The sequence below is a fragment of the Sphingomonas longa genome, assembly GCF_016892685.1.
GTDB classification, from domain to species: domain Bacteria; phylum Pseudomonadota; class Alphaproteobacteria; order Sphingomonadales; family Sphingomonadaceae; genus Sphingomonas; species Sphingomonas longa.
Genome location: NZ_JAFEMC010000001.1, coordinates 696537 through 719038, shown reverse-complemented (window position 1 = coordinate 719038; position 22502 = coordinate 696537). Strand labels below are relative to the sequence as shown.

Annotated in this window: 22 protein-coding genes; 16 read left to right on the top strand and 6 right to left on the bottom strand. The window is 67.5% G+C overall.

Going from position 1 to position 22502, the window contains the following annotated elements:
- Nucleotides 1-49: 49 nt before the first annotated feature.
- The 10 genes from ILT43_RS03490 to ILT43_RS03445 are packed head-to-tail and all read left to right on the top strand — an operon-like array spanning nt 50 to nt 10424.
- On the top strand, nt 50-874 hold the full coding sequence (locus ILT43_RS03490; protein WP_425530288.1) for an inositol monophosphatase family protein: 825 nt from the start codon (nt 50-52) through the stop codon (nt 872-874).
- Nucleotides 871-1779, top strand: a complete 909-nt coding sequence (locus tag ILT43_RS03485) for an SDR family oxidoreductase (protein ID WP_204194305.1) — start codon at nt 871-873, stop codon at nt 1777-1779. Before ILT43_RS03490 ends, ILT43_RS03485 begins: the two co-directional genes overlap by 4 nt.
- Nucleotides 1776-2813 (top strand): oxidoreductase, encoded by a 1038-nt coding sequence (locus ILT43_RS03480; protein ID WP_204194303.1) that lies wholly within the window; start codon nt 1776-1778, stop codon nt 2811-2813. Before ILT43_RS03485 ends, ILT43_RS03480 begins: the two co-directional genes overlap by 4 nt.
- Nucleotides 2814-2873: 60 nt before the next feature.
- Nucleotides 2874-4268 carry a lipopolysaccharide biosynthesis protein RfbH gene (gene rfbH / locus ILT43_RS03475; RefSeq protein ID WP_239473860.1) on the top strand — a complete coding sequence of 465 codons (1395 nt, stop codon included), beginning with the start codon at nt 2874-2876 and terminating at the stop codon, nt 4266-4268.
- Nucleotides 4265-6100, top strand: a complete 1836-nt coding sequence (locus ILT43_RS03470; protein ID WP_204194301.1) for a thiamine pyrophosphate-binding protein — start codon at nt 4265-4267, stop codon at nt 6098-6100. Before rfbH ends, ILT43_RS03470 begins: the two co-directional genes overlap by 4 nt.
- A complete protein-coding gene (locus tag ILT43_RS03465) occupies nt 6097-7080 on the top strand; it encodes an NAD-dependent epimerase/dehydratase family protein (protein ID WP_204194299.1) in 984 nt (327 codons plus the stop codon). Before ILT43_RS03470 ends, ILT43_RS03465 begins: the two co-directional genes overlap by 4 nt.
- A gap of 59 nt (nt 7081-7139) precedes the next feature.
- Nucleotides 7140-7709 (top strand): hypothetical protein, encoded by a 570-nt coding sequence (locus ILT43_RS03460; protein ID WP_204194297.1) that lies wholly within the window; start codon nt 7140-7142, stop codon nt 7707-7709.
- On the top strand, nt 7706-8671 hold the full coding sequence (locus ILT43_RS03455; RefSeq protein ID WP_204194295.1) for a glycosyltransferase: 966 nt from the start codon (nt 7706-7708) through the stop codon (nt 8669-8671). The genes ILT43_RS03460 and ILT43_RS03455 overlap by 4 nt, the downstream gene beginning before the upstream one ends.
- Nucleotides 8668-9060 carry a GtrA family protein gene (locus ILT43_RS03450; protein ID WP_204194294.1) on the top strand — a complete coding sequence of 131 codons (393 nt, stop codon included), beginning with the start codon at nt 8668-8670 and terminating at the stop codon, nt 9058-9060. Before ILT43_RS03455 ends, ILT43_RS03450 begins: the two co-directional genes overlap by 4 nt.
- On the top strand, nt 9057-10424 hold the full coding sequence (locus ILT43_RS03445; RefSeq protein ID WP_204194292.1) for a glycosyltransferase 87 family protein: 1368 nt from the start codon (nt 9057-9059) through the stop codon (nt 10422-10424). Before ILT43_RS03450 ends, ILT43_RS03445 begins: the two co-directional genes overlap by 4 nt.
- Here the strand turns inward: ILT43_RS03445 and rfbG are convergent.
- Together rfbG and rfbF are read right to left on the bottom strand one after the other, a co-directional pair.
- Nucleotides 10411-11481: a CDP-glucose 4,6-dehydratase gene (rfbG, locus tag ILT43_RS03440; RefSeq protein WP_204194291.1), complete on the bottom strand. Its 1071-nt coding sequence runs from the start codon at nt 11479-11481 to the stop codon at nt 10411-10413. The two genes, ILT43_RS03445 and rfbG, sit on opposite strands and share 14 nt — an antisense overlap.
- Nucleotides 11481-12251, bottom strand: a complete 771-nt coding sequence (rfbF, locus tag ILT43_RS03435) for a glucose-1-phosphate cytidylyltransferase (protein ID WP_204194289.1) — start codon at nt 12249-12251, stop codon at nt 11481-11483. Before rfbF ends, rfbG begins: the two co-directional genes overlap by 1 nt.
- Before the next feature lie 101 nt (nt 12252-12352).
- Between rfbF and ILT43_RS03430 the strand changes: the two genes are divergently transcribed.
- Nucleotides 12353-13279 carry a M48 family metallopeptidase gene (locus tag ILT43_RS03430; RefSeq protein WP_204194287.1) on the top strand — a complete coding sequence of 309 codons (927 nt, stop codon included), beginning with the start codon at nt 12353-12355 and terminating at the stop codon, nt 13277-13279.
- On the opposite strand, the gene cysS is transcribed toward ILT43_RS03430, so the two are convergent.
- Entirely contained in the window at nt 13271-14701 is a 1431-nt protein-coding gene (gene cysS, locus ILT43_RS03425; RefSeq protein ID WP_204194280.1) for a cysteine--tRNA ligase, read from the bottom strand. The two genes, ILT43_RS03430 and cysS, sit on opposite strands and share 9 nt — an antisense overlap.
- Nucleotides 14702-14926: 225 nt before the next feature.
- Between cysS and rpsU the strand changes: the two genes are divergently transcribed.
- Together rpsU and ILT43_RS03415 are read left to right on the top strand one after the other, a co-directional pair.
- The gene (gene rpsU, locus ILT43_RS03420; protein WP_088331195.1) at nt 14927-15133 is read left to right on the top strand and encodes a 30S ribosomal protein S21; all 207 of its coding nucleotides are present in this window, start codon (nt 14927-14929) and stop codon (nt 15131-15133) included.
- 112 nt (nt 15134-15245) lie between these two features.
- Nucleotides 15246-15830 (top strand): FKBP-type peptidyl-prolyl cis-trans isomerase, encoded by a 585-nt coding sequence (locus tag ILT43_RS03415; protein ID WP_204194278.1) that lies wholly within the window; start codon nt 15246-15248, stop codon nt 15828-15830.
- Between the two features lie 102 nt (nt 15831-15932).
- Here the strand turns inward: ILT43_RS03415 and ILT43_RS03410 are convergent, their stop codons facing one another.
- Nucleotides 15933-17783 carry a M61 family metallopeptidase gene (locus ILT43_RS03410; protein WP_204194276.1) on the bottom strand — a complete coding sequence of 617 codons (1851 nt, stop codon included), beginning with the start codon at nt 17781-17783 and terminating at the stop codon, nt 15933-15935.
- Nucleotides 17784-17949: 166 nt separating this feature from the next.
- Here ILT43_RS03410 and ILT43_RS03405 point away from each other — a divergent pair, with 166 nt between their 5' ends.
- The gene (locus tag ILT43_RS03405; protein WP_204194275.1) at nt 17950-18981 is read left to right on the top strand and encodes a spore coat protein U domain-containing protein; all 1032 of its coding nucleotides are present in this window, start codon (nt 17950-17952) and stop codon (nt 18979-18981) included.
- A 29-nt stretch (nt 18982-19010) separates the two neighbouring features.
- Nucleotides 19011-19250, top strand: a complete 240-nt coding sequence (locus tag ILT43_RS03400; RefSeq protein ID WP_204194273.1) for a hypothetical protein — start codon at nt 19011-19013, stop codon at nt 19248-19250.
- Between the two features lie 21 nt (nt 19251-19271).
- On the opposite strand, the gene ubiB is transcribed toward ILT43_RS03400, so the two are convergent.
- Together ubiB and ILT43_RS03390 are read right to left on the bottom strand one after the other, a co-directional pair.
- Nucleotides 19272-20804, bottom strand: coding sequence for a 2-polyprenylphenol 6-hydroxylase (gene ubiB / locus ILT43_RS03395; protein WP_204194266.1), 1533 nt, complete (start codon nt 20802-20804; stop codon nt 19272-19274).
- Nucleotides 20805-20811: 7 nt separating this feature from the next.
- The gene (locus ILT43_RS03390) at nt 20812-21543 is read right to left on the bottom strand and encodes a class I SAM-dependent methyltransferase (RefSeq protein ID WP_204194264.1); all 732 of its coding nucleotides are present in this window, start codon (nt 21541-21543) and stop codon (nt 20812-20814) included.
- 55 nt (nt 21544-21598) lie between these two features.
- Here ILT43_RS03390 and mutM point away from each other — a divergent pair, with 55 nt between their 5' ends.
- The gene (mutM, locus tag ILT43_RS03385) at nt 21599-22414 is read left to right on the top strand and encodes a bifunctional DNA-formamidopyrimidine glycosylase/DNA-(apurinic or apyrimidinic site) lyase (protein WP_211534351.1); all 816 of its coding nucleotides are present in this window, start codon (nt 21599-21601) and stop codon (nt 22412-22414) included.
- Nucleotides 22415-22502 lie beyond the last annotated feature (88 nt).

Sequence of the window (22502 nt, the reverse complement as noted above, 5' to 3'; positions counted from 1 at the left end):
GGACACCGACGCAGCGTGCCCGCATCGGCACAGCCGAAGGGGATCAGTCCTGATGCATGACCTTCATCAGCCGGTGGCGGCGTTGCTGGCGCGCGTCGGCGAAACCGTCGTCATGCCCCGGTTCCGCAACCTCGCCGCCGATGAGATCGTCGAGAAGTCACGCGGCGAGCTCGTCACCGTCGCCGACCGCGAAGCCGAAGTCCGGCTGTTCGAGGGATTGGCGACGATCGATCCCGGCGTGCGCATCGTCGGCGAGGAGGCCTGCGCCGCCGATCCTTCGCTGATGAACGATCTCGGCCGCGGCCGCATCTGGATCATCGATCCAATCGACGGCACTGCCAACTTCGCCGCCGGTCGCGAGCCGTTCGGCATCATCGTCGCGCTGGTCGAGGATGGATCGACCGTTGCCGGCTGGCTGTACGATCCCGTCTCGGGCCGGGTCTGCCACGCGATCGCGGGTGGCGGCGCGTTCGTGGACGGCACACCGATCCGCGCGTCCAGCGACACGCGCGAACGCCGGGTGGCGACGTTGGCGACGCGCTTCATGACCGATGCCGCGAGCAACAAGGTGATCGCCCGCGCCGGGCCGGTGTACGATGTCCAGCCGATCCCGTTCTGCGCCGCCGAACATTATCCGAGGCTCGTCGACGGGACTTACGACATCGCGTTGTTCCAGCGCACGCTGCCTTGGGACCACGCCGCCGGCGCGCTGTTCCTGACGGAGGCGGGCGGACTCGTGACCCGCTGGGACGGAACGCCCTACCGGATCGACGACGGCAATATCGGGCTGGTGGCCGCATCGTCCGAGCTTGCGTGGCAGCAGGCGATGGACGTGCTGCGCCCCTACGAAACCGGCTTCGCGGAGACCGCATGACGATCGCTGTACTGGTAACCGGCGGCCGGGGGATGCTCGGCCGTGCGTTGGCGCTCGAGGCGGGACGCTTCCCGGCACTGACGGTACATGCGCCGGGCCGGGACGAGCTCGATGTCCGCGATCCCGCCGCGCTCGATCGCTGGGCCGACCGGATCGCGAGCGGCTGGATCATCCACTGCGCCGCGCGCGTCGATGTCGAGGGCTGCGCGCGCGAACCGGAGGCGGCGCGGGAGACGATCGTGACCGGCACTCGCAACGCCGTCGCGCTGGCGAAGCGAGTGGGCGCGCGGTTCGTGTATCCGCAATCCTTCCTGACCTACGACGGCGCGGCCAACCCCATCCCGGAGGACGAGCCGCCGCGTCCGCTGTCGTTTTACGGCGAACTGAAGCTGGAAGCGGAGCGGGAGGTCACGGCCGCGATCCCCGACGCGACGATCCTGCGCATGGCCGGCTTTTTCGGGGGCGAGGAGGCGGACAAGAACTTCGTCGGCCGCATCATCCCCGTCATGCGTGCGGCGATCGACCGGGGCGAGACGCGGTTCGAGGTGGGCGATCGCGCCTGGCAGCCGACCTGGACCAACGATCTCGCCTTCAACACGCTGGCGCTGGTCGCGGCGGGCGCATCGGGCAGCTACCAGATGGCGTGCCGCGGCGAGGCGACCTTCGCGCAGATCGCGGCGGAGATCGTCCGCGCGCTCGGCTGGTCGGACCGGCTGGAAGTCGTCACCGTCGCCGCCACGGCCGTATCGGGCAACGAGCTCGGCCGTCGCCCCGATCGCGCCGTACTCAGTTGCGCGCGGCTGGAGGCGGAGGGGCGCAATTTGCAACGCGACTGGCGCGCGACGCTGCACGCCTATCTGTCGCATCCGTTCTTCGATCGTTACCGGCTGGAGCCTGCCCGATGACCCGTCTTCTCGACCCGCTGGAGCGGCCCGGCTTCATCACCTTGCGCAACCGCACCGTCATGTCGGCGATGAGCCGCAGCTTCGCGGGCGAGGGCCGGCATGCGACCGACGCGATGCGCGACTATTACAAGCGCCGCGCGGATGGCGGCGTCGGCCTGATCCTGACCGAGGGCACGATCATCCATCGGAGCGGCGACGGCTGGAAGGACGCGCCCTATATCGCCACCGACGCGCATGCCGAAAGCTGGCGCAAGGTCGTCGATGGCGTGCATGAGGGCGGGGCGAAGATCGCCTGTCAGCTTTGGCATATGGGCCGGATCAGCCATTCCGACTTCACCGGCGACGCCCCGGTCAGCAGCACCGATCGCGCCGCGGAGGGCGTCAACCGGCAGAACGACAAACCTTATGGCGTACCCCGCGCGCTCGACGCGGACGAGATGCCGACGATCTACGGCTATTTCGCCGATGCCGCGCGTCGCGCGATCGATGTCGGGTTCGATGCGGTCGAACTGCACACGGGGCACGGTTATCTCGCCGACCAGTTCCTCGATGCGCGCGTCAACGATCGCACCGACCGCTATGGCGGCTCGGTCGAGAACCGCTGCCGCTTCGTGCTGGAACTGGTGGAGGCGGTGCTCGCCGCCGTACCTGCGGACAAGGTGATCGCGCGGATCAGCCCGTCGCGGACGATGGGCGGGCTCTACGAGTGGCCCGACATCGACGCCATGCTCGCCTATTTGCTGCCGGAACTGCGCAGGCTGGGCCTCGTCGCGCTGGACGTGAGCGGCGCGGGGTCGGTCTATGCCGATACGTCCGGCCCCGCGGTGCGCAAGATCAGGCCGCTATGGAAAGGCGTGCTGATCGGCGGTGCGTCGCTGTCGATCGAAGAGGCGGAGGCGGAGGTGGAGTCCGGACTGCTCGACGCCGTCACCTGGGGCCGGGCGTTCATCGCCAATCCAGACCTCGCGAGGAAGATCGCGGCGCGCGAGGCGTTCGTACCGTTCGACAATGCGATGCGAGACACCTTGGCGTGAACGTCGCGTTAACCATCTATTTCGCATAGGAGACGGCATCATCCGCATACCGGAGCCGTCATGACCCTGCCCGCCGCCAGCGATCTCGCCACCGATCCCGATACCTTGATGAAGATGGCGCAGGATTGCGACGAGCCGCAGCTCCGCGGGCTGATCCTCGATCTGGTCGGGCAATATGCCCGGTCCTTCCACGCGCCAAAGCCGTTCGTCGCAGGTCAGAGCCCGGTGCCGGTGTCGGGTAAGGTCTACGGCGAGGCGGACATGCGGTCGCTGGTCGACAGCTCGCTCGATTTTTGGCTGACTACCGGTCGCTTCAACGACGAGTTCGAGCGCAAGCTGGCGGCGCGGCTGGGCGTGAAGCATGCGCTGACGACCAATTCCGGCTCGTCCGCGAACCTGCTGGCGCTGTCGACGCTGACTTCGCATTATCTGCGCGGTGAAGCACTGAAGCCGGGCGACGAGGTCATCACCGTCGCCACCGGTTTCCCGACGACGGTCAATCCGTCGCTGCAATACGGGCTGGTGCCGGTGTTCGTCGATGTCGACATCCCGACCTACAATGTGAAGCCCGAGATGATCGAGGCGGCGGTGTCCGACAGGACGCGCGCGATCATGATCGCGCATACGCTGGGCAACCCGTTCGACATCGCTGAGGTGATGCGGGTGGCGGAGAAGTACGGTCTGTTCGTGGTAGAGGACACGTGCGACGCGCTGGGTGCCACGTATAACGGCCAGCATGTCGGCACGTTCGGCGATATCGGCACGCTGAGCTTCTATCCCGCCCACCACATCACGATGGGCGAGGGCGGGGCGGTGTTCACCGACAAGCCGCGGCTGAAGCGCGTCATCGAATCGATGCGCGATTGGGGTCGCGACTGCTGGTGCGCGCCGGGCATGGACAATACCTGCGGCAAGCGGTTCGCGCGCAAGCTGGGCAGCCTGCCAACCGGCTACGACCACAAATACACGTACAGCCACGCCGGCTATAATCTGAAGATCACCGACATGCAGGCGGCGGTCGGGGTCGCGCAACTCGATCGCGTGGACGAGTTCGTCGCCGCGCGTCGCCGCAACTTCGCCCTGCTGACGGAGGCGCTGAAGCCGCTGGAAGACGTGCTGATCCTACCAGAGGCGACGCCGAACAGCGACCCGTCCTGGTTCGGTTATCCGATCACGATACGGCCGGAATCGGGTCTGCTGCGTGACGAGCTGACCCAGTGGCTGGATGCGAACCGGATCGGCACACGCCTGTTGTTCGGCGGCAACCTGTTACGCCAGCCCTATATGCGCCACCGTGAGTATCGCGTGGTCGGGGAGCTGACCAACGCCGACCTCGTCACCCATCACACCTTCTGGATCGGCCTCTATCCCGGCCTGACCGAGGATCACATCGCGTTCCAGGTCGACATGATCCGCCGCTTCGTCGCGGGTGCGCGGGTCGCGAGCGCGGCATGATCCGGGTTGCCGACTATATCGCCAACGCGCTGGCCGATTTCGGCATCACCGATGCCTTCGTCCTGACCGGCGGCGGCTCGATGCACCTGAACGACGCGTTCGGCCTGCATCCCGGTCTGCGCTGCCTGTTCCTGCATCATGAGCAGGCCTCCGCGATCGCGGCGGAAAGCTATGGCCGGTTGCTGGGGCGGCCGGCGCTGGTCAATGTCACCACCGGTCCCGGCGGCGTCAACGCGCTGAACGGCGTCTACGGCGCCTATGTCGATTCGATCCCGATGGTGGTCGTGTCCGGGCAGGTGAAGCGCGAGACCTACGCACCGTTCATCGACCCGCGCCTGCGTCAGCTGGGCGATCAGGAGGTCGACATTGTCCGCATGGCGGCCGGCATCACCAAATACGCCGTGGTGCTGGATCAGCCGACCGACGTCCGCAAGGTCGTGGAGAAGGCGCTGCACCTCGCTGTGCGCGGCCGGCCCGGCCCGGTCTGGATCGACATTCCCGGCGACGTGCAGGGCGCGCTGGTCGATCCGGCCTTGCTGGAGGGCTACGACCCCGCCGCCGACGATCACCACGGCGAGGCGACGAATACCGCCGCCGAGCAGGGGCTGCTTACCGGACACGCGCTTGACGCCGAAGTGTCGGCGATGCTGGACGAGCTGTACGCCGCCGAGCGGCCGGTGGTGCTCGCCGGTGCGGGCGTGCGGCTGTCGGGGCAACACGCGCCATTCCTGAAGTTCGTGGAGCGGATCGGCGTGCCCGTCGTCACCGGCTGGAACGCGCACGACACCGTGCCCGACGATCATCCGCTCTACGTCGGGCGGCCCGGATCGCTGGGCAACCGCGGTGGCAATTTCGCGATTCAGACGGCCGATTACGTCCTGATCCTCGGATCGCGCCTCAACATCCGCCAGGTCAGCTTCAACTGGCAGAGCTTCGCCCGCGATGCGAAGGTGGCGATGGTCGAGGTCGATGCGGCGGAGCTCGCCAAGCCGACGCTGTCGATCGATCGCCCGATCCACGCCGATCTGCGCGACTTCTTCGCCGCGGCCGCAACCGCGACGGCGCCGGCCACCGACAATCGGGCCGCCCGCGCCGGCTTCCTCGCACGCAGCCGGACGCGGACCGAGCGCTACCCCGTCGTGCTCGAGGAGTACCGCACGCAGGAATCGCCGATCAACCCGTACGTCTTCGGCGAAGCGCTGTTCGCGGAACTGGAGGAGGGCGACATCGTCGTGACCGGTGATGGCACGGCGTGCGTCACGATCTTCCAGGCGGCGGTGCTCAAGAAGGGACAGCGCCTCTACACCAATTCCGGCTGCGCCTCGATGGGGTACGATCTGCCTGCTGCGATCGGCGCGTTCTACGCGTCGGGGGCTAAGCGCGTCGTCTGTCTGGCCGGCGACGGTAGCATCATGATGAACCTTCAGGAATTGCAGACGATCGTCGGCGCGCAGATGCCGATCAAGATCTTCCTCCTGAACAACGACGGCTATCATTCTATCCGTCAGGCACAGCAGAGCTACTTCCCGACCAACATCGTCGGCTGCGGCCCCGACAGCGGCGTGACCTTCCCCAACTTCCAGCGGCTGTCGGGCGGTTTCGGCATTCCGGCATCCGGCGTCGACAACCACACCGACCTGCCCTCCGCGATCCGCGCAGCGCTGGCCGGCGAGGGGCCGCATCTGTGCGAAGTCATGATCGACAAGCGTCAGGGCTTCGCGCCGCGGCTGTCCTCGCGCCGGTTGGACGACGGCACGATGGTCACGTCGCCGCTGGAGGACATGGCTCCGTTCTTGCCACGCGAAGAACTGGCGGAGATGATGGCGATATGAGCGACTGGCGGGCGGGGGTCCGCGCCCGCCAGCGGCTGACGCCCGCCGCCGCCGATGCGCTCTCCGCGAGTGGCCGGCGCATCGTCGTGACGGGGGCTGGCGGCTGGCTGGGGCTGGCGACGCTGGAATTGCTTCGGTTCGCGCTGGGCGAGAGCTTCGCCGATCGCGTCCACGCGCTCGGCGCGTCGGCCCGCACGCTGACGCTGCGCGACGGCACGACGATCGATCAACGGCCGCTAGCCGAGATCGGAAGTTTGCCGCCCGCTCCGACGCTGGTCCTGCATCTCGCGTTCCTGACCAAGGACCGGGTCGCCGACATCGCCGCAGGCGACTATGCGGCGGCGAACGAGGCGCTTAGCGGCTTGGTGCTGGAGGCGCTTGGACCGATCGGCGCGACGGGGGTGTTCGTCGCGTCGTCCGGCGCCGCGCGTTTTGCCGACGACCCGGGCGCGGGGGCGGACATGCGCCTCTACGGTCTGCTGAAGTGCCGCGACGAACGCGACTTTGCTGCCTGGGCGCGCGCGACCGGTGGCACCGCCGTAGTTGCTCGCATCTTCAACGTCACCGGCCCGTACATGAACAAGCATCAGGCTTATGCGATGGCGGCGTTCATCCTCGATGCGCTCGCCGATCGTCCGATCACCGTCCGCGCGCCGCACCGCGTCGTCCGCGGCTATGTCGCGATCCGGGAGCTGATGTCGCTCGTCGTCCTGCTGTTGCTCGCGGAACCGGGCGTTCACGCCTTCGACACCGGCGGCGAGCCGCTCGAACTCGCACAGGTCGGCGCGGCGGTGGCGGATGTGCTCGGCGGTGAGATCACGCGCGCACCGATCGGGTCGGACCGGGTCGACGAATATAGCGGCGACCGCCGCGCGTACGAGGCCCTGTTAACCCGCCACGGCATCACGGCCGTGCCGCTGGGCGACCAGATCGCCGATACCGCGGAGGCGATGGTGCCCGAGTGGGAGCATGTCCGGTGACGCCGCCCCCGACCCTGATCGGTTCGCTTCGCCGAACACGCGCGCTGCGATCCCCGAACTTGCGGCGGGCTCTGTTCGGCGTGGCGCTGGCAATCTGTGCGATGCTGGCGTTTTATCCGGAGCGGCACCGGGCAGCGGTCACGTTGCTGGTGGCCGATCCCGCGGATCGGCCTGCGCGCTCATTTCCCGACACGCGCGATCGTCCTGTCGTGCAGGCGGTGCTGCGGATCGCCCGCAGCATCGAGGTCCGCCAACGCGTTCTGAGACGGCTTAGGCTGATCACACGACTGGACCTCGCGGACGAACTGACTGCGCAGCGCTGGCTGGACGACCATGTCGTCACTCGCACGATGCGTGGCGGCATCGTCCAGATCGAAGCGGCGCTAGGCGACGCCGCCTTCGCCCGGCAGATCGTCGCGGCGTATCAAGTGGCTACGCAGAAGCGGCTTGGCGAGATCGCAGCCGGGCAGCCATCCTTCGCGATGGTGCGCGTGCTCGAACCGGCGTTCGTCGACCCCGCACGGCAGTACAACACCGGCCCGGCGGCGATCGGCGTGCTGATCCTGCTCGTGGGGCTGGGCATCGAATTCTATGGCTGGCGACCGCCGGTTGGGAGGGAGCGACCGTGACGACCGATAGACCGGGTATTTCCGTCGTCATCCCGTGCTACAACGAGGAAGACAACGCCGCGCAAATCGCCGCGGCGGTCGTCGCGGAGCTGGAACGGGCGCGGGCCAGTTTCGAAATCATCTTCATCGACAACGCCTCGACCGATCGCACGGCCGAGATCGTCCGCGGCCTGTGCGCAGCCGATCCGCGCGTCCGCCTGATCGTCAACACGCGCAATTTCGGGCAGATGCGTTCCCCGACGCACGGCATCTTCCAGGCGCGCGGCCGGGCCGTCGTCGGCATGTGCGCCGATTTTCAGGACCCACCGGAGTTGCTCGGCCGCTTCGTGGAGCAGTGGCGCGCCGGGTTCGATATCGTGCTGGGCGTGCGCGAGCAGGGGCGATCGACCTTCGTGTTCGGCTCGCTCCGCCGTATCTTCTACTGGTTCGCTGGCAAAGTCGGGGAGTACCGGATCATCCCCGACGCGACCGGCTTCGGCCTTTACGACCGCAAGGTGGTGGACGCGATCGCCTCGCTGCGCGAGCCGGAGCCGTTCTTCCGCGGCATGCTGGTGGAGACCGGCTATCCGGTCGACATCGTCCGATATCCGAGGCCGGGCCGGCTGCGGGGCGTGTCGAAGAACAACTTCCTGACGTTGCTCGACTTCGCGCTGTCGGGGCTGGCGAGTTCGTCCAAGAACCTGATCCGCCTGACCTTTCCGGTTGCGGCGCTGTGCGGGATGCTGGCGGCCATGTCGCTGGTCGCCGCGCCGATCGCGTGGCTGGTGGGCGGCGCGGGTGGCTGGTGGCTGGTTGCGGCGGTGGTGCAGCTGCAATTCGCGCTGTTGTTCGGATTCCTCGGGTTGATCGGCGATCAGGCGCGGCTGGTGTCCGAGCGCACGCGCGGCACGCCGCTGGTGGTCGAGCGGGAGCGGGTCAACTTTCCGGCGGAGCCACGCCTTCCTGTCGAGCCGCGGAGGTGATTCACCTCATCGAATGGTCGCGGCTGGCGCAGATATGGCGCTATTATCAGGCGGGCATCCTGAATGCGGCGTTCGGTTTCGGGCTGTTCGCGCTGTTCGTGTGGCTCGGTCTGAACCTGTACATAGCGCAAGTCGTGGCGCATGCGATCGGCGTGGCGTTCAATTACGTCACCTATTCGCGCCACGTCTTTCGAGCCGCCGGGCCGGCCAAATTGCGATTCGCGACCTCCTACATGGTCAATTACCTGATCAGCCTCGTCACGCTCGCGGGGGCGGACCGGCTGGTGCAGTCCGACTATCTGGCGGGGTTCCTTGCGCTCGTCCTGACCTCGTTCATCAACTACTTCGTCCTGAAACACTGGGTGTTCCGGGACGCCGCCGCCGGATGAAGCCGGCGCGGGTCAGGCCGATCGGTCACTGGCTGGAGCCGTTGCTGGCGATCGTCATCCTCGCGGGTCTGGCGCGAGCGATGATCCACGTGTGGACGCACGGCTATCTGCCGCAGCCCTACTTCCACGAAGCAGGCGAGGTGTGGATGGACTGGTTCAGCACCGCCGGCTGGGCGCGCGATCCGGGCACCTATGACAGCTGGGGCTCGGTCTACCCGCCGCTGACCTTCGTCCTGTTGAAGCTGATGGGGCTGCCCTTTTGCTACATGCAGGGCGGGGGCGGTGAGGGCGGCTATGCGGCGCGGGGCTGCGACTGGCTCGGCGCGGTTGCGATCCACGCGATCTTCGTGCTGAACGTCGTGCTGATCGCCCGGACCTTCGTCCGGATCGATCGCAGGACGGCGTGGCCGCGCGCCGTCGCCTTGTCCGCCGGGCTGCCGATGACGGCGGCGCTCGAACGCGGCAACCTCATCCTGCTGGCGTTCACCGGGCTGATCCTCGCCTATGGACCGTTGCTGAGGTCAGCGCGCTGGCGGTGGGTGGCAGTCGCGTGCGCGATCAACCTCAAGCCGTATTTGATCGCGACGCTTTTCCCGCAATTGCTGCGCCGCCGCTGGCGCTGGTTCGAGGGCGCGGTGTTCGCCGTGGTGATCGTGTACCTCGTGAGCTTCGCGATGCTCGGCCGGGGGACGCCGTGGGAGATCGTGACGAACATCACCGGCTTCGCGGAGGGGCAGGCGGATGCGCTGCCCAACCTCTGGTACGCCTTCACCTACGCATCGACGATGACGCTGTTGCAGGCCGGCGACCTGCCCGTCGCGTCGCTGATCGGCGCGGCGAACGTCGATGCGTTGCTCGTGGTGCTGCCGGCGCTGACCCTGATCGTTCAAGGCTTCATCGTCGCCGCCGCCGCGGCGGCATGGCTGCGGCCCGAAGCGGTGCCGATGTTCCGGCTGACGGCGCTCGGCCTGTGTTTCGCCCTGGTGACGAGCGAGGCCGGTGGCTACGCCGCGATGCTGCCGATCCTGTTCGTGTTCATGGAGCCGTGGCGTGGACCGGCACGCAAATGCGCGATCGTCGCCTGCTACCTGATCTGCATCCCGCTCGACTGGCCGCTTTATTCCATGCCGCCGCTTGTCCGCGAGACCTTCTTCGGCGGCCGGGTGCAACCGGTCGATTACGCCATCATGCTCGGACCCTTCGTTCGGCCGATGCTGAACATGTCCATCCCCGTCGCGCTCGCCTGCCTGACCCTCCGAGAGGTTTGGGACGACATCCGCGGACAACGCTGGCGGTCGCGCCGGCGATTTCGGCACGACCTGCACATCCTGACGGGGGAGGGGCAGGCGGTCAGGCCGGCGTGATGCCGATCCCCGACCGCGCCGAATAGTCCGCCAGTTGCTCCAGCGTCACTGCACGCGCGTCCTCGCCGGCGGCGGTGCGCCGGTGCCAGTCGACGATCCATTCGAGCGCCTCGCCCAGCGGCAGCGCCGGCCGCCAGCCGAGCATCGCCCGCGCCTTCGAACAGTCGAGCCGCAGCAGCCCGGCTTCGTGCGGGACGGCGCCGCCAAATGCGACCGGCGCGGCGGCGTCTCCGCCCCAAGCGGCGCGCATCCGATCCACGATCCACGACACCGGCCGGGCATCGTCGTCCGCCGGCCCGAAGTTCCACGCGTCCGGGAAGCCCGCGTCCTTTGCCAGCAAGCGCTCCGCGATCATCAGATAGCCGCCGAGCGCCTCCAGCACATGCTGCCACGGCCGCACCGCGTCGGGCGCACGGATCGCCGGCGCGACCCCCATCTCGAACGCGCGGACCAGATCCGGAACGAGCCGGTCCGCGGCCCAGTCGCCACCGCCGATGACGTTGCCCGCGCGCACCGAGGCTAGGCCGATGCCGTCTCGCTCGAAGAACGACCGGCGATAGGCGGCGACGACCAGCTCCGCCGCACCCTTGCTGCTGCTGTACGGGTCGTGGCCGCCCATCGGATCGCTCTCGCGGTACGGCCACACCCACTCGCGGTTCTCGTAGCATTTGTCGGTCGTGATGCAGACGAACGCCGTGACGCTGCCCGCACGTCGTGCCGCTTCCAGCGTGTGGACGGTGCCCATCACGTTCGTGGCATAGGTTTCGACAGGCTCGTCATAGGACAGCCGCACGAGCGGTTGCGCGGCGAGGTGGAAGACGACGTCCGGCCGCGCCTCCGACATCGCAGCTTGCAGGGTCGGCAGATCGCGGATGTCGCCCTCTATATGGCGCACGACATCGCCTACCCGCGCCGCGTCGAACAGGCTGGGCGTGGTGGGCGGCGGCAGCGCGAAGCCGGTGACCTCCGCCCCCAATCGGTGCAACCATAGCGCCAGCCAGCCGCCTTTGAAGCCGGTATGCCCCGTCACGAAGACGCGGCGACCTGTCCAGTCCATCACCATCTTTTCCACGGTGGCCGGCCGCTGCTCCACAATTCTTCGAGATGCTGCTTGTCGCGCAATGTATCCATCGGCTGCCAGAACCCGTCATGCCGGAACGCGACCAGTTCGCCGCCCGCCGCCAGCACGTTGAGCGGTTCCTGCTCCCACAAGGTGTCCGGCCCCTCGACCAGGTCCAGCACCGACGGATCGGCGACGAAGAACCCGCCGTTAATGAGACCGCCGTCGCCAGCCGGCTTCTCGCGAAAGCTGGTGACGAGATCGCCGTCGAACTCCAGCGCGCCGAACCTCCCCGGCGGCGCGACGGCGGTGATCGTCGCCCGTCGGCCGTGGCTGCGGTGGAATGCCACCAGTTCCGCGACGTCGATGTCGGCGACCCCGTCGCCATAGGTAAAGCAGAACGGCTCGCCCTCGGTCAGATACGACCGGATCGCCGCCAGCCGGCCGCCGGTCATCGTCGTCGCGCCGGTTTCGACCAACGTGATCCGCCACGGCTCGCTGCGCGCGTGATGCACGTCGATCGCGTTCGTTTCGAGGTCGATCGTCACGTCGGCGGTATGCAGGAAGTAGTTCGCGAAGAACTCCTTGATGACATATCCCTTGTAGCCGAGGCAGATCACGAAGTCGTTGATCCCGCCCGCCGCGTAGATCTTCATGATGTGCCACAGGATCGGCATGCCGCCGATCTCGACCATCGGCTTGGGGCGGACCGACGTCTCTTCGCCGATCCTGCTGCCGAGCCCGCCGGCCAGGATTACCGCCCTCACAGTGCCTCCCTCGTTGACGCGGCCGGGTGTAGGCGCGGGGGAGGGTGTGTCAATCGCGCCGACGCTTCCCGTTACGTCAGGGGACGGCTATCGCGGCGGCGATGATCGCGCTCCTCCTGCTTGCCCTTCAGGCTCCCGACCTAGAGACGTTGCGTGCCGCCGACCTGCGCCTCGCCACGATCGGCCACCGGCTCTCGGTCGCCAACGTCGGCTTGTGCGACCGGCGAGCACCCGCGCCGGGGCTGGTGATCCACACACTAGACCAGTATCCGGTCGAGGAGCAGCCCGCCGCGCGCGCCACCTTCCGCTTCGCTGCCCCCGTATCGGTGGAGGCGGTCGTACCCGGCAGCGCCGCCGCCACCGCCGGCGTGCGCGCCAACGACGGCCTCGTCGCGATCGACGGTGCGCCCGTGCCGAAGTCCGCGACACCACCCACCTCCGCCACGCGGGAGGCGACGCTGAAGGTGCTGGCCGCGCGCCCTGCCGACCGGCCGCTGGCGCTGACGCTCGCCGATCGCGGCGTGACCGTTCCGGCCAGCCCCGGCTGCCGTACCGATTTCGAACTGATCCTCGGTCCCAAGATGACGGCGGAGGCGGACGGCACGACGGTGCGGATCGGTGTCCGTTTCCTCGAACGCTACACCGATGCGGAGGTCGCCGCCGTCGTTGCGCACGAGCTGTCGCATAACGTCCTCCACCACCGGAACCGGCTGGAGGCGGCGGGCGTCAAATGGGGCGTGCTGTCGGAGTTCGGGCGCAATGGCCGGCTGTTCCGGCGGACCGAGGACGAAGCGGACCAGCTATCCGTCGCGCTCCTCCACAATGCCGGGTACGATCCGCGCAACGCTGCGCGCTTCTGGCGAGAGCATGGCGGCGATATCGACGGCGGCCTGTTCCGCAGCCGCACGCACGCGTCGAGCAAGGACCGCGCCGCCGCGATCGATGCCGAGGCCGCACGCATCCCGAAGGATGCCGGACGCAACTGGACGCCGCCCCTGCTGGCGACGCGCGACCAGCCCCTAAAGTAGGGGCCGCCAGTCCCAGCCGATCGGGTCGCCGTCCATCACCTCGACACCCACCGCCGCCAGTTCGTCCCGGATCGCGTCGGACCGGGCGAAGTCCTTCGCCGCGCGCGCTTCGCGCCGCTCCACCAGCTTCGCCTCGATCCCGTCCGCATCGATCGTCGCGTCCGCCGGCCGCGTGCGCAGATCGGCGCGCGTCAGGGTCGCCAGCCCGAGGCCCAGCACGGCGTCGAACTCGGCCAGCGCCGCCAGCCGATCGCCTGCCGAAACCTTCTTGTCGGCCAGCAACTCGTCCAGCGCGATCAGCGCGCGCGGCGTCGACAGGTCGTCCGACACCGCCACATCGAGCCGCTCGACATAGGCCGCTGCCGATCCGGCGGAGGGTGCCGCCGGTCGCGCCCGCAAAGCCTCGACGCTCTGGACGAGCCGCTTCAGCCGGGTCTGCGCGGCGGCGAGGCCCTCCCACGAGAACTCCATCTCTGACCGGTAATGCGCCTGGAGGCACATCAGCCGGTACGACAGCGGGTGGAAGCCGCGATCGACCAATGATTGCAGCCGTTTGAATCCGCCGGCCGACTTGGACATCTTCCCCGCCCGCTCGACCAGGAAGTTGTTGTGCAGCCAGTAATTCGCGCCGGTGTCGGCGGTGCCGCTCATCGCCTGATTCTGCGCGATCTCGTTGGGGTGGTGGATCTCGCGGTGGTCGATGCCGCCGGTGTGAATGTCGAATTTCGGCCCGAGATACTGGCGGCTCATCACCGAACATTCGAGGTGCCAGCCCGGCGCGCCGCGGCCCCAGGGCGAGTCCCACTCCATCTGCCGGTTCTCGCCCGGCGTGGACGTACGCCAGATCGCGAAGTCCGCCGCGTTGCGCTTGCCGGCGACCGGATCGATCCGGCTCTCGCCCTCGTCATGGACCTGCCGCGCGAGGCTGCCGTAATCCGGCACGCTCGCGGTATCGAAATACAGGCCGTCGGGCAGGCGGTAGCAGTGCTTCGCCTCGATGGCCGATCCCCAGTCGATCATGCCTGCGACATGATCCGTTGCCAGCGGAAAGCGCGACGGATCGACGATGTTGAGGTCCCGAAGGTTTTGCTTGAACGTCGCCGTGTAATGCGCGGCGATCGCCCAGATGTCCTGCCCCGCCGCCTTCGCCGCAGCCTCCATCTTGTCGTCACCGGCATCGGCGTCCGAGGTCAGATGCCCGACATCGGTGATGTTGATGATGTGGGTGAGCGGCCACCCCTTCCACCGCAAGACGCGCCCCAGCGTGTCGGTGAAGACGTAGGCGCGCAGATTGCCGATATGCGCGTAGTTGTAGACGGTCGGCCCGCACGAATAGACGCGGACATCAGTGGGATCGATCGGCACGAACGTTTCGATCGCACGCGACAGGCTGTTGTACAGGACAAGGGGGACGCCGTTCATGCCGCCGTCCTTAGCGGCGGATCGGGGCCCCGGCCAAGAGGAGTCCACGGCCGAGGCGGGTGCGGCTACACGAGAAGCGCCGCACAGGGCAGCAGGCACAGCCGCGGCACGGCGTGCATGGGGGCGGTTCGAGTTGCTTTTTTGGAACGGCGCTGCTAAGCGCCGCCGTCACACGGCGCGAACCAAGGTTCGCGGCCGCTTTATTCGTTGGAGCTTATTGGTTTTATGCAGATCATCGTTCGCGATAACAATGTCGACCAGGCCCTGCGCGCGCTCAAGAAGAAGCTGCAGCGCGAGGGCGTGTATCGCGAGATGAAGCTGCGCCGTCATTACGAGAAGCCGTCGGAGAAGCGTGCACGCGAGCGTGCCGCGGCCGTCCGTCGTGCGCGCAAGATGGATCGCAAGCGCGCTGAGCGCGACGGCGCCCGGTAAAAGCGCTTCGGGCGAAGTGGAGAAACCCCTCGCAGGGCCTCCACTTCCTCCACTTCGAGACTGATTATCGGTGACGGCGCCGACTAGGGTGCCCCCAACTCCAGGTGTTTCCATGTCGACCGTCACCGCTGTTCCCCTCCGCCCCGTCAAGCGTAGCTATCTGATCTATCTGTGGATCGGGCTTGCGCTGGCACTGGTCAGCGCCTTCGCACTGGCGCGTCAGGGTGATGACGTGATGACCCGCAATGCGCGCGCAAGGGGCGTGGTCACGACCGCCTCCGGTCTTCAGTACAAGGTGTTGAAGCCCGGCGCCGGTGCCAAGCCCACCGACACCGATGTCGCGCTCATCAATTACGAGGGCAAGCTGCTCGACGGCTCCACCTTCGACAAGTCGCAGCAGCCCACGCCGATGCCCGTGTCCGGCGTCGTCCCCGGCTTCTCCGAAGCGCTGAAGCTGATGCCCAAGGGCGCGAAGTATCGCGTGTGGCTCCCTGCGGCGCTCGGCTATGGCGACAAGTCGCCGAGCCCTGCGATCCCCGCGAACTCGACGCTGGTCTTCGACATCGAACTGCTCGACTTCCTGCCGCAGGAAGTGATCCAGCGAATGCAGCAGCAACAGATGATGATGGGCGGCGGCGCGCCCGGCGGCCCCGCCGGCCCGGGCGGTATGCCCCCCGGAGTCCAGCCGCAGCGCTGATGGTGAGGCGCCTCACCGCGAGTATGCAAGGGCTGGTTTAAGCGCTTGCCGCGGTTTCGCCGGGCGTGGTGCCATCAGCGCTCAAGTTCGCTCTGGAACTGGCTACTCCGCGCCTAGCCAAGCCGTGCGGAAGGCGCGTTGCTTGGCCGTGATGGGTTTGCCGACAGTCTCGCTGCGGACAAGCTGCTTCGTGGAATCGGTGTTGGGGGTGAGCGTGGCAGCGCGTTCCTTGCCGCGCTGGACGTATCGGATATCCAGCGGCGTGCCGGGCTCCAGCCGGCCCAGAGCCGACTGCCAGTCCTGCGCGCTCGTTACTGTCGTGCGGCCCAGCGCGATGATGCGGTCGCCGCGCTCCACACCGGCCGCGTAGAGTGCGGTTCCCGCCGCCGGCGACTGACTGAGCGTCACGGCGGGGCCATCGGCGGTCACGTCGGCCGCGCCGACCCATGCGCCGCCGGGATTGGCGGCTTGCCACGTCAGTCCGGCTTGCGCGAGGAGGGCGGCAAAATCTGGCAGGTCGCTACCCTCGACCGACTTGGCGAAGAACCGGTCGGCGAACGCTTGGTCGCCCGTCAGCGTCGCCAGCGCGGTGCGCAGATCGGCGATCGTGTAGGGCTTTTCGGGCGCGCCATGCCGCTTCCACAGCAAGCGCATATAGGTGTCGAGGGACTGACCGGAGTACCTGCCGCGCAATTCCAGATCGAGAGCGGCGGCGAGGGTTGCGCCATAGATATAGTAGGACACGAAGATGTTGGGATTGACCGCATCGATCGCCTTCGCCGCATCGACGAAAGGCGCGCGCAGGCTCATCTCCTTCGGGCCGCCGTGTGCGCGGGCGGGGCTGTTGAGGACGGCATTGAGCGTACCGCCGAGGGTCGCCAGATAAGCGTCCACCGACATCTCCCCCGCGCGGCGGATCGCGAGCGGCCCATAATATTGCGTGAAGCCCTCCGCGACCCACAGGGACGGCGTCGGGTTGGCCCGGGTGAAGTCGAACGGCTCCAGTTCGGCGGGGCGGATACGCTCGACGTTCCAGGAGTGGAAGAACTCGTGGCTGAGCGTGTTCAACTGCGCGTCGTTGGCGGCGTAGAGCGAGCGCTTGTCGGATATGATCGTCGAGTTGCGATGCTCCATCCCGTCGCCGGTGATGTAGGGCAGGTAGTCGGCGATGAAGGTGTAGGTGCCAAAGTCGTAGGCGGGCGGCGCGCCGAACGTCGCAATCTGGGCATGCACGACCTTCTTCGCCTTCGCGGCGAACCGGTCGACATCGGCGTCGGTGCCGTCGTGGTGCATGGCGAGACGATAGGTGCGACCAGCGTCCTGCCACTCGCGAAGAGTGAAATTGCTGAGTTCGGTTGGGCTATCCATGAAATACTGGAGATTGGGCGCCCAGAAGGTGGTTGCTTCACCACTTGCGGCGGGGAGTTGCGTCGCGATCTTCCAGCTGGGGTCGGCGGGGCGGAAGCGAACGCGGATCGGCTGCGCATCGAAGCCGGTCGCCCACAGGAAGGTCGCCGGCATATTCAGGTGCGCGTGCGTCATGTCGATCTGCGCATAGGTGCCGTCGCCGTGATCGCCATAGAGTGTGTAGGTAACCGCGACGGTGCCGTCGTGTCCGGAAACGCTCCAGCCATAGGGGTCGGTGCGGGTCAGCGTCAGCGCACGGCCGGTGCCGTCGACGGCGGTCACGTCGTAGACGTTCTTGGCGAATTCATGGATCGCGTAGCGGCCGGGGGAGGAGCGTGCCATCTGCACGCGCAGGGGGCCTGTGGGCACGTTGCGCCACGTCGCGGTGATCCGCGCCTCGTGATGGACGGCGTTGGGGAAGGCGACGTCGTACTGGACGGGCGCGGCGGGGCCGGGATCGCGCGCGGTCACCGGGGAGGCGACCTGCGCAGTGGCGGGCGTGGCGATGATGGCGGCGGCGAGCAGGAGCCGGGAAGTGGTCGACATTGATCCCCCTTGTTTCGCCTCGGTCTAGCGACTGCGGCGACGGCTGAACAGCGCCGGGGGCGGGTTGGGTCCGGCGCGGGAATGTTGCCGCTCCGGGGCAGTTACCTTTCGTTAGGCGCGCGGCCGTGATGAACCGTGGATCGCCAACAGTCTGACGGATTCAGCCTTGTTCTCCCGCATCTTAGTCGTCCTTACTGGTCTGGCCGCGACACTGATCGCGGTACCCGCCGCGGCGTGTACGCTGACGTCGACGGTCGCCACGTCGCTCGGCACCTATTCGCCCGGCGCGGTGAAGGCGAAGGCTGTGCCGGCGCTGCAAAGCCGGGCGGGCTTGCAATGCGGGACCGCGCTGCTGGTACTTCTGAACGGCAACTACATCCGCGCCACGTTCCGCAGCACGAACGGGTTCAAGCTGTTGCGGACCGGCGGCGGCAGCGTCGCGTACAAGGCGTCGGCGGATGCGGGCGGCACCTATGCTTTCGCGCAGGGGACGACGATCAACTACCTCCAGAACAATTTACTGAACGTACTGGGCCTGCTCGGCGGCAGCACTGCGGACCTGCCATTCTTCGTGCGACCGGACGAGGCGACGCTGCCGCCGGTCGGCGTCTACAAAGACCGGATCACGATCGATTGGGACTGGAACATGTGCAACGGCGGCATCGGCCTGCTCGGCATCTGTCTGGGCGATTCGGATGTGGGCAGCGGCCGATCGGTGATCGATGTGACGCTGAGCGTGACGCCGCAGAACGCGACGATGGCGATGAGCACGACGACGATCTGGGATCCGGTCAACGGCTCGACGTACCCGAAGGCGATCCCCGGCAGCCGCGGATCGGTGTCCGTCAGCTTCACCAATCCCGACATCGTGCCGCTGGACGGCGGGCCGGTCGAGTTCGTCGTGCCGACGCCGGAGGGCAGCGCGATCGCGCTGGGCAGCGGCGACGGATGGACGGGCGCTGCGATCACGTTGATGGAAGGATCGCCGGCGTCGGCGATGAGCCTGCGCTATACCGACGCGAGCGATGCCGGGGACGACGTCGACTTCTCTGCCGACAATGGCCAGACCTGGACGTACCTGCCGGGGTCGGGCAATTCCGCGTCGGAACGGGCGGTGACGCATGTCAGGGTCCGGGCACGGGGCATCATGGCCAAGACGTCGAGCTTTGCGATCCGCATATCGTATCGGGTGCGCTGACGATGGCGCGATATGCCAGGGAGATGGGCATGAAGCTGGTCTTTGGAGACAAGATCGTACCGACGCCCAAACGGCCCAAGAACGATGTCGATAATGTCTGGGGCCCGGCGTGGCATGCCTGGCGCGAGGGAGGCGGGTTCGTCCTGGAATATGACACCGGCGATCTCGGCGGACATCAGCGACGCTTCGACATCGACGAAAGCGAGTTCGCACGGCTTCGTGCCGATCCCGAGGCGTTCGATCCGATCATCCACGCGCACGGCGGCTGACGCTGCTGCCGGATTGGTCCGTCAGTGCAGGACCGCCAGCGCCGCGCCGACACCCGCCGCCGCGGAAAGCGCCGCGACGAGCGCGTAGCGCCAGCCCCCGATGCGGACGACCTCGATTTCCTTGAGGGGCGGAGCGGGAGGCTCGCCGCCGGGCGCGGGATAGCGCGCCTCGATCCGGCGGACGAGATCGGGCAGGCCCGCGAGCGTCTTGAAATCGAGGATCAGCCGGTCGGCCAGCGCCGCCTCCGGCCCCAGTTCGGTGCGAATCCACTCCGTCACGAACGGGGCGGCGGTGTGCCAGAGGTTGATGTCCGGATCGAGGCCGGTCGCCACGCCCTCCACCATCACCATCGTCTTCTGGAGCAGCAGGAGATGCGGCTGCGTGACCATGTCGAAGTCGCGGGTGATCGAGAACAGGCCGTCCAGCATCATGCCGATCGACATGTCCTTGACGGGCAGGCCGCGCATAGGTTCCCCCACGGCGCGCAACGCCGTCGCGAACTCGGCGACATTGTGGTGGCTGGGGACATAGCCCGCCTCGAAATGGATTTCCGCGACCCGTTTGTAGTTGCCGGTGATGAGGCCGTAGAGGATCTCCGCCAGCCACACCCGCGCCCGCCGGTCGATCCGGCCCATGATGCCGAAATCGATCGCGGCGATCTTGTTGCCGGGCAGGGCGAACAGATTGCCCTGATGCATGTCGGCGTGGAAGAATCCCTCTGCGATCGCCTGACGCAGAAAAGCGCGGACCAAGGTCTGCGCGAGTTTGGGCAGGTCATAGCCGGCGGCGATCAGCGCGGCGCGATCGGACAGCTTGATGCCGTCGATCCACTCGATGGTCAGCACCTTGGCCGTCGAACGCGCCCAATCGACCGCAGGAATGACGAAATCCGGTTCGGCCGTCATCGACTCGGCGAGTTCCGAGGCGGAGGCCGCCTCGCGTCGAAAGTTCAGTTCGCGCAGCGTCCAGCGCCGAAAATTTTCGATCGTCAGGCGGGGGCGGAGGCGGCGTGCCTCGATGCTCATGCCCTCGAGCTGTGCGGCGGCCCATTGATAGGTGTCGATCGCGCGGGCGAATTCCTCTTCGACTCCGGGACGCAGCACCTTGACCGCGACCTGACGACCGTCCGTGGTGACGGCGCGGTGGACCTGCGCGATCGAGGCGGCGCCGACCGGCGTCTCCTCGATGCGAGAAAACAACGTGTCGGGATCGCGGCCGAGGCCGGCGCGCATCGCCTCGCGGATGATGTCGTACGGAACGGACGGCAATTGGTCCTGAAGCCGCAACAGGTCGCGGGTCGCGTCCTCCCCGACAAGGTCGGGGCGGGTGGCGAGCGTCTGGCCCAGCTTGATCGCGGCGGGACCGATCGCCTGGAACGCGTCGGCATAGCGCGGCTGCGCAGGCATGCGCGCGCCGAACCGGACGATACGCGCTAGCCGGCGGACCGGCGCGGGGGTGTTCGGGTCACGCTCGATGCCCAGGAGGGCGCCGTGACGGGCGAGCGTGCGGCCCCACGACGCGAGGCGCCAGATATGAACGATGGGCGATGTCACGAAGCGGTCAGATCCGCCAGCCGGAGTGGATCGCGACGAGGCCGCCCATGATCGGTTCGACGCTGGTATTCACGAAGCCGGCGTCACCGATCATCTGCTGAAACTTCGGCATGTCCGGAAAGCGACGAATCGATTCGATCAGGTAGCGATAGCTGTCGGCGTCGCGCGCGAGGAGCTGGCCGAGCTTCGGCACCAGCTTGTGCGAATAGGCATCGTACACGTCCGCGAAGCCCGGCCACGTCACAGTCGAGAATTCGAGGCAGAAGAAGCGCCCGCCACGGCGCAGGACGCGGTGCGCCTCCTTCAGGGCGGCAGGAATGTCGGTGACGTTCCGGATGCCGAACGCGATCGTGTAGGCGTCGAAGAAGCGGTCGGGAAAGGTAAGCGACTCGGCGTTCGCCTCGGTCCAGACCAAGCCGTCTATGCCACGCTTCTGCGCGCGCTCCATCCCGACTTCGAGCATCGCCGGATTGATGTCGGCGACGGTGATCGCGGCGCCGGACACGGCCATGCGGAAGGCGATGTCGCCGGTGCCGCCGGCCATGTCCAGGATCTGCTCGTGCCCGCGCGGCTTCACGCGGCGAACGAAGCGATCCTTCCACAGCCGATGCATGCCGCCCGACATCGCGTCGTTCATCAAGTCGTAGCTGGAGGCGACGCTGGTGAAGACGCCGCCGACGCGGGCGGTCTTCTCGGTCGGGGCGACGTCTTCGTAGCCGAAGGAAACGGTGTCGGTCATGCGATTGCCCTAGCGGGCGCTTGTGGCCCGGGCAAACGCAACCTAGCTGACTGGCGTGCCAGAATTACCCGAAGTGGAAACTACCGTTCGGGGGCTGACTCCCGTGCTGTCCGGACAGCGTTTGGCGCTGGTCGAGCCGCGGCGTGCGGACCTGCGCAAGGCGATCCCGCTCGATCTGCGGCAGCGGATGCAGGGGGCGACGGTGACCTCGCTGGGGCGGCGGGCGAAGTACGGGATGATCGATACGGATCGTGGCGACACGATGATCTTCCACCTCGGCATGTCGGGGCGTTGGCGGGTCGATCCGGGGGAGTTGCTGGCGCACGATCATCTGGTGATCGAGACGGACGCCGGGCGGCGGCTGGCGTTGAACGATCCGCGGCGGTTCGGCTTTCTGGACCTGGTACGGACGGACGCGGTGGCGGAGTATCCGCCGTTTGCGGCCATGGGGCCGGAACCGCTCGGGCCGGAGTTGACGGCGCGTTATCTGGCGCTCGCGCTGGCGGGGCGGGCTGCGCCGATAAAGGCGATGCTGCTCGACCAGCGCATCGTGGCGGGACTCGGCAACATCTATGTATGCGAGGCGCTGCACATGGCGCGGATCGCGCCGTCGCGGGCGGCGGGACGGATTTCCGAATATCGCCTGGAGCGGCTGGTGACCGCGATCCGTGCGGTGCTCGAGTCGGCCATCGCTGCGGGCGGATCGACCTTGCGCGATTTCGCCGCGCCGGACGGCGAACTCGGCTATTTTTCGAAGCAGTTCCTGGTCTATGGCCGGGAGGGTGAAGCCTGTGCGTGCGGTGGGCCGGTGAAGCGCCGGACGGAGGCGGGGCGATCCACCTTCTGGTGCCCCAAATGCCAGCGGACATAGTTGACCCACGCGGCGGCAAACGCTAAGGGCGTCGCCTTCGAGAGGCGTAGGGTGTTCCCGGCGCCTCTTTTCCAATGATGACCACCTA